This is a genomic window from Enterovirga sp., assembly GCF_028290205.1.
In the GTDB taxonomy this organism is placed as follows: domain Bacteria; phylum Pseudomonadota; class Alphaproteobacteria; order Rhizobiales; family Beijerinckiaceae; genus Enterovirga.
On sequence record NZ_JAQGKF010000199.1, the window covers coordinates 1 to 10892 of the forward strand.

Consider the following 10892-nt stretch of genomic DNA (forward strand, 5'->3'; position numbering starts at 1 on the left):
GCGAGGCCGCCGCCAATCCAGCCCGCGAACCAGAAGCCGAGCAGCGGCAGCAGGAAGATCACCCCGATCAGCCGTCCGAGCTGCCTGTGGCTCCACTCCCACCAGTAGATGCGTCGGAATTCCGGCATCTCCATGCCGCGGTTCAGGTTCTGGTATTGCGAGGAGGCCCGGTACTTCTCGAACTCGGCCCGCCAGGCCGGCTCGGAGAGCGGCGGAACGGCGCCGGTCACTGGCTTCCATTCGGTGATGGAGAGCCCTGACCCGGTGAGCCGGGTCGCCCCGCCGATCGCCACCATCGCCAAAACCAGGACGACGAGGCCCCAGATCCAGGCCCTCACCCAGGCGGAGCGCGGCCGGGCGCGCCGGGCGGGCGCCGGGGCGGCCTCGGCGAGAAGTGTCGCGGCATGCGGCATGGCGTGTTCGTCGGTCGGGTCTGTCGCGCTCGGCCCAGCCTTGCGGTGGCCGGCCCGGGCGACACATAGAACCCGGCGCAGCGAGCGGCAACGAACGCCGGAGCCGCACCCCGCGCCCTGTCACTGCCCGATCGGATCACTCATGCCCCGCCGAATTCGCACACTTCTCGGCACCGTCGCGATCCTGGTCTTCGTCTGCGTCTACGCCCTGGTCGCGATGGCGCTGGCCGAGAGCCGGATCCTTGAAGCCCCCAAGCTCGTCCAGACCCTCGTCTACGTGATCCTCGGGGTCGCCTGGATCCTGCCGTTGCTGCCACTCATCAAGTGGATGGAAGGGCCTCGGATCCGCTAGCCGACGTTCAGCCGGCGGCCGCGGTTCCAGAGCAGGAAGGGCACGCCGGACAGGAGCGCCCGCAGCGCCGCCTCGGTCTGGTGCAGACCGTTCACCGAAACGCGCGGCAGCGCCAGAAGGTGACCGGCATGGGCCGGGAACACGTGGCCCGGCCTCGTGGTCACCGCAGTCGCGTAGCCGGCCTCCTGGGCGAGGCGGAACTCCCGGGCGCCGGCCGAACTTGGGTCGCCGACCGGGTAGGCGAAGTGGCGCACCGGCCGGCCCAGCCGCGCTGCGATGACGCGGCCGCTCTCGGCGATCTCCCGGCGGGCGCTCGCCTCCTCGTGCTTCGCCAGCATGGGATGCGACAGGGTGTGGGCTCCGAGCGCGAGCCCCTTCTCGGCGGACAGCGCCCGCAACTCGTCCCAGCCGAGGCAAAGGCCGCGGACCAGAGCTTGCCGATCCAGTCGCGCAAGGTCGAACCAGCGCGCGACCGTGTCGCGCAGCCGCGCTTCGGGGCCGGCCCGCAGCTCGGCATTGGCGGTCGCGAAGGCGCTCTCCTTCTCAGGGAGGGTCCGGGACGGGAGGGTCCGGCCACCGAGCGGGATCTCGCTCAGCGCCCGCACGGCCTCCTCGAGTTCGAGCCACCAGAGCCGCCCCTCGCCATCGGCGTAGTCGGTGGTGACAAACAGCGTCCAGGGCGCGCCATGCCGGCGCAGCACCGGTAGCGCGTGCTCCACGTTGTCCCGGTAGCCGTCGTCGAAGGTCAGGGCGACAAAGCGCCCGTCACCCCGGGCGAGCCGCGCCGGGACCTCGTCCAGCGGCACGATGGCATAGCCCAGCCGCTTCACCAGCGTCAGCGTGAGGTCCAGATGCTCGGGCGTGATCTCGAGCAGCCGGTTCGGCTGAAACAGCTCCCGGCGGGCCGGCCTGACGTGGTGGAACATCAGGATGGCGCCCTGCCCGCGCACGAGCGGACCGAGCCAACGGTCGGCGGCCGTGCCGGCGATGAGGCCGAGCCCGGCTCCGATCAGGCGGTGCTTGACGCGCGAAGCCATGCTCTCGGCTTAGCGCGGGTTTAACAAAGCTCCGTTACCGCTCGACGCTCCGACCCGTCGGTCGCGAGGACGCCCGCATGACGAGCATCGCGGCCCCCCTGTCCGCTGGGGCACCGGCCGCCCCTCCGCGGAGCGAGCCCGCCGGCCTCGCCATCGAGATCGTGCCCGACCTTCTGGCCGCCGAGGCGGCCTGGCGCGAGATCGAGCAGGATCCCGCCATGTCGCCCTATGGCCGCTTCGACTGGCTGGCCGCCTACCTGTCCGAGGTCGCAGGTGCGGCCGAGATCCGGGTTGCCATCGCCCGCGACGGTGCCGGCAACCCCGTCCTAGCCGTGCCGCTGGCGGTGGAGCACCGCTTCGGTCTGCGCATCGCGAGCGCCGTCGGCGGCAAGCACGTCAACTACAATCTGCCGCCCTGCCGCACCGATCTCTGGCGCAGTCTGCGCCCGGATTCGGCAACGCGGCTGCTCGGCGACATCGGCCGGGCTCTGCGGGCGGACGTGCTCGCCTGGACCAACGTGCCCCGCGTCTGGGACGGCGCGCCGAACCCGTTTGCGGCCGGGGGCAGCCCGAGCCCGAGCGATTCCTGGTCCTTGCCGCTCGAGCCGGACGGGGAAGCCACGCTGAAGCGCAGCATGAGCGCCGACGCGCGGAAGAAGCTCCGCAGCAAGCTCCGCGGCCTCGACCAACTCGGTCCAGTCGCCGTGCTGGAAGCCCGGACGGAGGCGGAGGTCGACCGCGTCCTCGACGCCTTCTTCCGCCAGAAGCAGGCGCGGTTCGACGAGCTCGGCCTTGCCGACCCGTTCGCGGATCCCGGCATGCGCCGCTTCCTGCGCCGCGCCGCCCTGTCGTCTGGCCCCTCCAACACGCCCGCCGTGGAGCTCTACGGGCTGGTGGTCGGAGAGCGGGTGGTCGCCACTCTGGGCGGAGCGGCCGACAGCCGGCGCCTCAGCGGCATGTTCCTGTCCTTCGAACGTGGCGAGGCAGAGCGATTCAGTCCGGGCGAGATCCTGGTCACCCGCGTCATCGCGCTGCAATGCGCGCGCGGGCGCGCGGTGCTCGACCTCGGCGTCGGGGACGCGCGCTACAAGCGCAGCATCTGCGATCGCCCCGAGCCGCTGGTCGACGTGGTCCTGCCGGTCACCCGGCGCGGCCGGCTCTATGCCGCCGGGCGGCGCGCGGCCACCGACCTGAAGCGTCGGGTCAAAGCAACTCCGCGCGCCATGGCCGTGATTGGACGGCTGCGCCGGGCGGGCGCGCTGTTGCGCCGGTCCGGCGGAGCGGCGTAGCGGCCCACCGGCTGGACCGGGGCGTTCAGGCCGCTTGGTCGAAGGCCATCGGGAGTTCGCGGGCCACGACGATTTGGCGCGCGCCGGCTGCCCGCAGGGCCTCGTGACTGTTCACCAGGTCGGGGCTGGCGGGTTCGAGATTGGAGGCCAGCACGGCGATGTCGCAGCGCGGGGCCAGGAGCGGCAGCATGGCATCGCCCGCCTCCGGCGCGCCCAGCAACGCCACGATGACCCAGTCATAGCTGCCGGCAAACGCCTTCAAGGCCACGTCCAGGCTGTCCGGCGAGGCCGTCAGCGCCTCGTTGAGCAGGGTGCCGACCGGGATCCGGTGCAGCGGTGAGCTGGCATCGCGCCGAATGACCTCGGCGAAGGTGGCCTCACCGGCGACCAGATCGGTCAGCCCGGGCGTCGCGTCGACGGGAGTCGCCTCGTCCCGCTCCACATCCACCATCAACACGCGCTTCGTGCGGGCGAGGGTGAGGGCGAGACCGCGCGCCACCCGCACCACGTCCTGCCGACCCTGCACGCCGTTCACCAGCACGCGGCGACCACCCTCGGCCGGTTCGACCCGCGCCAGCCGCTCCGCCAGCGCCACGAAGTCATAGCCGGGATCGAGCTGCTTCAGATCGATCAGGCCCGCGTCCCGGCTGTCGAGAATCGGCCCGTCCTCGGCGCGACCGAAATCGAAGTCGCGGCCCCTCATCGCCGCATAGGGCGCGACGGGGCGCCCCGCCCCAGACCGCTGCTGGGCCAGGAGACCGAAACCGGCCGTCGGCTTCGATCCCAGGAGCTCCACCGAGACGATCGTGCCGAGCGACAGCATCAGGGCCGCGAAGGTGGCCAGCGCGACGATGGGGAGCTTCTTCGGGAAGGACGGGATCCGGGGCGCGACGGCCCGGGACACGATCCGGGCATCGGGCGGGGCGCCGTAATCGGTGTCCCGGGCCGAGGCTTCGCGGAAGCGGCCGAGATAGCTCTCGAGCTGCTCGCGCTGGATGCGAGCCTCGCGTTCCAGCGCGCGGAGCTGGACCTCGTTCTCGTTCGCCGCGGCCACGATCTTCTTTTGCTGCTCGATCGCGGCCTCGATCGACTCGACCCGCGCGCCGGCGATGCGGGCGTCGTTCTCGAGGGTCCGCACGGTGCGCTCGGCGGCGGCCCGGATCTGGGCTTCGAGGTCCTGAACCTGGGCCGTCAGCTCCTTGACCCGCGGGTGCTGGGCCAGGAGCGTGCGCTGCTCCAGCGCGAGCTGGGCGCGCAGGTTGATGCGCTGCTCCAGCAGACGGCGGATCAGCTCGTTATTGGCCACATCCGGGATCTCGAAGGCGCGACCGTCCCGGATCGCCTCGCGGATCAGCTTCGCCTTGGCCTGGGTGTCGCTCTGCTGCGAGCGGGCCTGGGCAAGCTGCGAAGACAGCTCGGACAGCTGCTGCGCCGAGATGGTCGTGGTGCCTGCGCCGGCCAGGAGGCCGCTCTTGGAGCGGAACGCCTCGACCTTGGCTTCGGCCTCGGCGACGCGTGTCCGCAGGGCCGTGACATTCGAGCCGAGCCAGGTCGATGCCGAGCGGGCCTGGTCCTTGCGGGCGTCGTCCTGCTGGCCGAGGTAGAGGTCGGCGATGGTGTTGGCCGCCCGGGCGGCAAGATCGGGATCCTTGGACTTGAACTCGATCGCCACGATGCGGGACTTGCCCACCGGGTAGACGAGCAGACGGTCGTAATAGGTCTCCAGCACCCGCTCTTCAGGCGGACGCGCCGACGGGTCCTTGGCAAAGCCGAGCAGCACGACAACCCGCTGCACGACGTTCAGCCCGCCCACCTCCGGGTCGAATTCCGCATTGCCGACAAGCCCGAGCCGGCGGATCGCCTCGCGGGCGAGATCACGCGACATGACGACCTGAACCTGGCTCGCCACCGCCTGCTCGTCGATCTGTGCCTGCTGCTCGAAGCGGTCGTTGTTGCCGGGTCGGGTGAAATAGGTGTCGCTCGCCTGCAGCAGGAGCTTCGCCTCGCCCGTGTAGCGGGGGGTGACCAGCATCACGAACAGCACGGACGCCAGGAAGGCGGCCGCCACCGGGAGCACCACCCAGCGCCAGCGCCGCAGCACGGCACGGCCGATGTCGCTCACGCTGGCCTCGGACGGCGGGCCCGCGTAGCTCTCCATAGCCGGCGCGTAGACTTCAGGCATGAGCGTGATCCGATGACGGGACGCGATGAACGCTTCTGCCGAACAGACAGCATTAAGGTTGAGGCGCGGTTAAGTGCTCCGCGCGGGAGGCACTCGACTGGTGGTTTGCTGCCCGGTGCAGCCCGAAGAACGTCCGACACTGTCTGTTAACCATGGAGCCGCTAACTCGGCTGATCTCTGGTCCCTGGAACCCTGGCATGAACAGGCGATATGCCCTCGGCCTCCTCGCCGCTGCCGCCGCCCTCCCGGCGGGCGGGTGCTTCCGCCGTCCCGGACCGGTCATCTCGGCCGGCCTGCGCGGGGCGGAGGCCTACACACTGGCCACCGGGGACAAGCTGCGGATCATCGTCTTCGGCCAGGATTCGCTGTCGAACATCTACCAGATCGACGCCGCCGGCCGGATCTCGATGCCGCTGATCGGACCGGTCCAGGTGGGCGGGCTGTCCACCGCCAGCGCCGCGACTGCGATCGAAGGCAAGCTGAGAGGGGGCTTCATCCGCGAGCCGAAGGTCACGGTGGAGGTCGACACCTACCGGCCCTTCTTCATCCTTGGTGAGGTCACGACCTCCGGCCAGTTCCCCTTTGTGAACGGCATGACCGTCCAGACCGCGGTCGCCATCGCCGGCGGCTTCACGCCCCGGGCGGACCGCGACGTGGCCGAACTCACCAGGCGCACGCGTCAAGGCATGGTGAGGGGAGAGGTCCCGATCACCTATCCGGTCCGGCCCGGCGACACGATCGTCATCAAGGAGCGCTGGTTCTGAGCGCCGCGGCGGCCGTGGAGCAGGGGTCGGAGCGACCGCTGCGGATCCTGCACGTCTTCCGGGCGCCGCTCGGCGGCCTGTTCCGGCACGTGCTGGACGTGGCGCGCGGGCAGATCGAGCGCGGCCACGCGGTCGGGATCTTCTGCGATTCCAGCACGGGCGGCGCGCGCGCCGACGACACCCTCGGAGAGTTGGCCGGGCAACTGGCGCTCGGCGTTCACCGCCTGCCGATGCGCCGGATGCCGCATCCGCGCGACCTCCTCGCCCTGGCCGCCCTGACATCCCTGCACCGGCGGCTGCGGCCGGATGTCCTGCACGGCCACGGCTCCAAGGGCGGCGCCTTCGCGCGGCTTGTCTCGGTGCCAGGCCAGGACCGCTCCACGATCCGGGCCTACACGCCGCATGGCGGCAGCTTCAACTACCGTCCGGGATCGGTCGTGCACTACGCCTACATGAAGGCGGAAGCCCTGCTCGACCGCCGCACGGACGTTTTCCTGTTCGAGAGCGACTACGTCAGGAGCCGGTTCGCCCAATGCGTGGGCCAGACCACCAAGCTGGTCCGCGTGGTCCATAACGGCATCGCCGATGCCGAGTTCGAGCCGCTGACGCGCGTGCCGGACCCCTTCGACCTCGTCTATATCGGCGAATTGCGCGCGGCGAAGGGGGTCGAGACGCTCATCGACGCCGTGGCCCTGATCCGGCGCGAGCACGGCCTGCGGCTGACCACCCTGGTTGTGGGAGGGGGGCCGAGCGAGGCGGAACTCCACATCCGCACGCAGCAGGCGGGAATCTGGGACTCGACCGCCTTCGTGCCGCCGCAGCCGATCCGGCAGGCCCTCTCGCGGGGCCGGATCATGGTCGTGCCCTCGCTTGCGGAATCGCTGCCCTACGTCATCCTGGAGGCCGCGGCCGCGCAGCAGCCGCTGGTGTCGACCAACGTGGGCGGCATCGGCGAGATCTTCGGTCCCTATGCGGACGAACTCATCCCTCCGGGTGATCCGGGCCGTCTCGCCCAGGCCATCCTGAGCAAGGTGCGCGAACAGGACGAGGTCCGCCTCGCCAAGACCGTGGCCCTGAGCGGGCATGTCCGCTCCCGCTTCTGCATCGACCGGATGGTGACGGAGGGGCTCGGCGGCTACCGGGCGGCCCGAGCGGCCCGGGGCATTGCCCACGAGCGGCACCTTTCGGCGATCCCGTTGAGCCTTCCGTAAACGTCTGGGCGGATGATCCGCGCTCCAAGCGGTCGCCGCTCACGGACCGGCGTTCTGCGTCCGCGCTGCATGAGCGTAGCATGAGTATCGACATCCGGCAGATGCTGAGCGCGACGCCCGGCGTCGCGGACCAGCCGGACGCGCGCAGAACGGGCGCGATCCGCATCGAGAGCCGCAGCTCCCGCATCTCCCCGGTGGTCGTCACGGGCATCGTCCGCATCGTCGAGGCCACCTTGGTGCTGGTCACGGGTGCAGCCGTCCACCTCGCCTATGTGTCCAAGATCACGGCCTTCGGCTGGGGCTACGCCACGGCCGTGGTGGCCGTGGCCGCTCTCGCCACGCTCGCCTTCCAGGCGATCGGCGCCTACACGATCGGCGCGCTGCGGTCGTTCCTCGTGACCGGGCTGAAGCTGACGGTGGCCTGGACCGTGGTGTTCCTCAGCGCCATCGCGCTCCTGTTCTTCCTGAAGGCAGGCGATCAGTTCTCGCGCGTCTGGCTCGGCATCTGGTACGGCGGCGGCCTCGTTTCGCTGCTCTCGTTCCGGTTCGCCGCCTCGCGCTGGGTGCGGGCCATGACACGGGCGGGTCGCTTCGACCGCCGCACGGCCATCGTCGGCGGCGGTGAGCCGGCCAACGAGATCATCCGCCTTCTTCAGGCGCAGCCGGAAAGCGGCATTCGGATCGTCGGGGTCTATGACGACCGCGACGACGACCGCTCGCCCAAGGTCATCGGCGGCTACGAGAAGCTCGGCCGCGTGTCGGATCTCGTCGAGCACGCGCGGCGAACGCCGGTGGATCTCGTCATCTTCACCCTGCCGATCTCGGCCGAGAACCGCCTCCTTCAGATGTTGGGGAAGCTCTGGGTGCTGCCGATCGACATCCGGCTCTCCGCGCACGCCTCCAAGCTGCGGCTGCGACCGCGCAGCTATTCCTATGTCGGCTCGGTGCCGGTTCTCGACGTGTTCGACCGGCCGATCGCCGATTGGGATCACGTCATCAAGTGGCTCTTCGACAAGATCGTGGGCTCCGTCCTGCTGGTCCTCTGCTCGCCCATCCTGCTGCTGGCCGCGATCGCCGTGAAGCTGGATTCGCCCGGACCGATCCTGTTCCGGCAGAAGCGCTATGGCTTCAACAACGAACTCGTGGAGGTGCTGAAGTTCCGCTCCATGCGGGTCGACGCCACCGATGCTGCGGCCAGCAAGCTCGTGGTCCGCGACGATCCCCGCGTGACCCGGGTCGGGCGCTTTCTCCGCCGCACCTCGATCGACGAACTGCCCCAGCTGCTGAACGTCGTCTTCAGGGGCAACCTGTCCCTGGTCGGCCCGCGGCCGCACGCGCTCCAGGCCAAGGCGGCGGACCGGCTCTACGATCAGGTGGTCGACAGCTACTTCGCGCGTCACCGCGTCAAACCCGGCATCACGGGCTGGGCGCAGATCAACGGCTGGCGAGGCGAGACCGACACCCAGGAGAAGTTGCAGCGTCGCGTCGAGCACGACCTGCACTACATCGAAAACTGGTCCGTCTTCTTCGATCTCTACATCATGCTGGCGACGCCCTTCGCGCTGCTCAAGCACGACACGGCCTACTAGGGCCGCCAGGATGCGCGGCAGCTTCGCCTGTGCAGGCCGCGCACCGCCGCTCCCTCCGGCCCTGACCGGAGCGCCGCCGATCCCGTTCAGGCGCCTCCTGAGGGCCGTGGGCTACGGGCTGTTCGCCCTGTTTGTGTTCTTCATCTGCTTCACCTTCCTGCGGCCCTCCCCCTACGACTTCCTGGCCGTGCCGACGATGGCGCTGTGGGTCGCCCTCGGGATCCGCCTGCACCGGGCCGCCATCGTCTTCGTGCTGCTGCTGATCCTCTACCATCTGGGGGTGGTCACGGCGCTGCTGCCCTTTCTGGACGAGCCGGAACCGACCCTGTGGACGCTGCAATCCATCTACCTGATGGTGACCTGCGTCTTCTTCCTGATGTTCTTCTCAGAGGATGCCGAGCGGCGCTTCGATCTCGGCGCCAAGGCGTATGTGGCGAGCTGCCTGTTTGCGGCGTGCGCCGGTATCCTGTCCTACTTCCAGCCGACCGGAATCCTGTTCACGATGGACGGACGGGCGGCCGGGGTGTTCGAGGATCCGAACGTGCTCGGCTCCTTCCTGACGCTCGGGGCTCTGTTCCTGCTGCGCGGGCTGCTCACCGGCCAGGCGCGGCATCCCGTGCTCTCCGGCCTCGGCCTCCTGGTCATCGTGGCCGGGATCTTCCTGTCGTTCTCGCGCGGCTCCTGGGGCGCCCTGGTCCTCAGCTCCCTCCTGATGACCGCTCTGACGCTGCGGTCGAGCCTGCCCCGCGTCCGCCGCCGCATCGCCCTGCTCGGGATGACCGTGCTGTTCGTGGCGGCGAGCGTGCTGGCCGGGCTGCTGAGCGTCGATTCCGTGGCCGACACCTTTGTCGACCGCTTCACCATCACCAAGGATTACGACGAGGGCGTCACCGGCCGCTTCGGCAACCAGATGCGCTCCATCCCGCTGCTGGTGGAGCGGCCGGAGGGCTTCGGCCCGCTCCGCTTCCGGCTCCGCTTCGGGATCGAGCCGCACAATTCCTATATCGGCGGCTTCGCCAACGGCGGCTGGATCGGCGGCCTCGCCTTCCTGGGCATGGTGCTGACCACGGCCTTTGTCGGCCTGAGGCTATGCCTCGTGCCCTCCCCCTACCGGGACCGCGCGCAAGTGGTGGTGCCGGCCTTGCTGATGTTCTTCCTGCAGGCCTTCCAGATCGACATCGACCATTGGCGCCACGTCTATGTCATGATGGGCATGGTCTGGGGGCTGGAATGCGCCCGTACCCGCTGGGCGGCGAGGGCCGCGGCAGGCACGGTGGCCGCGCCCGAAGCCCTGCGACCCCCTGCCCCGGCCTGGGCCTTGGAGGCAGCCCCTCGCCGTCCGTAGCCGGACTGCCGCAAGGAAATTTTGCCCGCTCCTAAAGACGGACTTGACCTCTTTCGCCGACGTCGTAATGATGATGACGTCGCCCTCGATCCTCGTGTCTCGGCCCTTGCACGCTCTGCCCCGAACAGATCAGGCGTTTTCCACCCCGGAGCCGCAAGTCGTTGGACCTCAGGACCCGCCGCGCAGCGCGCGCGGGCACATCCGGTCAGCATCAACCCAAAGTGCCGTGCAGGCCTTTTTCACACGAGTCTTGAGATGAGCAGAGGACGAGATTTCCGCGGGCCGGGCAAACGGGGCTTCGGCGACGATTTCGGCATGGACCGTGGTCCGAGCCCGTATGATTCGGCGCCGCCTCCTCGCGCCCCGATGGGTCCGCGTCCGTCCCTCGGTCCGGTCGGTCCGGAGCAGGAAGCCACGGTGAAGTGGTTCAACCCCGAGAAGGGCTTCGGCTTCGCCGAGCTGAGCGACGGCTCGGGAGACGCCTTCCTGCACGTCCGCGCCGTCGAGGCGGCCGGTCACCAGGAGCTCGAGCCGGGCACCAAGCTGCAGGTCCGCGTCGCGGCTGGGCAGCGTGGCCCGCAGGTGACGGAAGTTCTGAGCGTGGACACCTCCACGGCACAGCCGCGCGGCGCGGCTCGTCCTCGCTTCGGCGCAGGCCCCGGGGCGGGCCCGGGCGCCGGCGCCGGCTACGGTGACCGCGGCGGCGACCG

Annotated in this window: 10 protein-coding genes; 7 read left to right on the forward strand and 3 right to left on the reverse strand. The window is 69.9% G+C overall.

The window, feature by feature from the left end; all coding sequences use genetic code 11:
- Positions 1–413, reverse strand: a 413-nt coding sequence (locus JWR86_RS13830) for a COX15/CtaA family protein (protein ID WP_299566604.1), incomplete at its 3' end; no start/stop codon positions are given.
- A 142-nt stretch (positions 414–555) separates the two neighbouring features.
- Here JWR86_RS13830 and JWR86_RS13835 point away from each other — a divergent pair.
- Positions 556–765, forward strand: coding sequence for a DUF2842 domain-containing protein (locus JWR86_RS13835; protein ID WP_299566606.1), 210 nt, complete (start codon positions 556–558; stop codon positions 763–765).
- Here JWR86_RS13835 and JWR86_RS13840 read toward each other — a convergent pair.
- The gene (locus tag JWR86_RS13840) at positions 762–1802 is read right to left on the reverse strand and encodes a polysaccharide deacetylase family protein (RefSeq protein WP_299566608.1); all 1041 of its coding nucleotides are present in this window, start codon (positions 1800–1802) and stop codon (positions 762–764) included. The two genes, JWR86_RS13835 and JWR86_RS13840, sit on opposite strands and share 4 nt — an antisense overlap.
- Positions 1803–1879: 77 nt before the next feature.
- On the opposite strand from JWR86_RS13840, the gene JWR86_RS13845 reads away from it, so the two are divergent.
- Positions 1880–3091, forward strand: coding sequence for a GNAT family N-acetyltransferase (locus JWR86_RS13845; RefSeq protein ID WP_299566610.1), 1212 nt, complete (start codon positions 1880–1882; stop codon positions 3089–3091).
- 25 nt (positions 3092–3116) lie between these two features.
- Here the strand turns inward: JWR86_RS13845 and JWR86_RS13850 are convergent, their stop codons facing one another.
- On the reverse strand, positions 3117–5273 hold the full coding sequence (locus JWR86_RS13850) for an exopolysaccharide transport family protein (RefSeq protein ID WP_299566612.1): 2157 nt from the start codon (positions 5271–5273) through the stop codon (positions 3117–3119).
- A 197-nt stretch (positions 5274–5470) separates the two neighbouring features.
- Between JWR86_RS13850 and JWR86_RS13855 the strand changes: the two genes are divergently transcribed.
- The 5 genes from JWR86_RS13855 to JWR86_RS13875 form a co-directional block, all read left to right on the forward strand.
- Positions 5471–6037 (forward strand): polysaccharide biosynthesis/export family protein, encoded by a 567-nt coding sequence (locus JWR86_RS13855; protein ID WP_299566614.1) that lies wholly within the window; start codon positions 5471–5473, stop codon positions 6035–6037.
- Between the two features lie 14 nt (positions 6038–6051).
- A complete protein-coding gene (locus JWR86_RS13860; protein ID WP_299566616.1) occupies positions 6052–7248 on the forward strand; it encodes a glycosyltransferase family 4 protein in 1197 nt (398 codons plus the stop codon).
- A gap of 80 nt (positions 7249–7328) precedes the next feature.
- Complete coding sequence (locus JWR86_RS13865; protein WP_299566618.1) at positions 7329–8837, forward strand: undecaprenyl-phosphate glucose phosphotransferase; 1509 nt, start codon at positions 7329–7331, stop codon at positions 8835–8837.
- Positions 8838–8847: 10 nt separating this feature from the next.
- Entirely contained in the window at positions 8848–10182 is a 1335-nt protein-coding gene (locus JWR86_RS13870; RefSeq protein ID WP_299566621.1) for an O-antigen ligase family protein, read from the forward strand.
- 255 nt (positions 10183–10437) lie between these two features.
- On the forward strand, positions 10438–10892 hold a 455-nt coding region (locus JWR86_RS13875), incomplete at its 3' end, for a cold-shock protein (protein WP_299566624.1).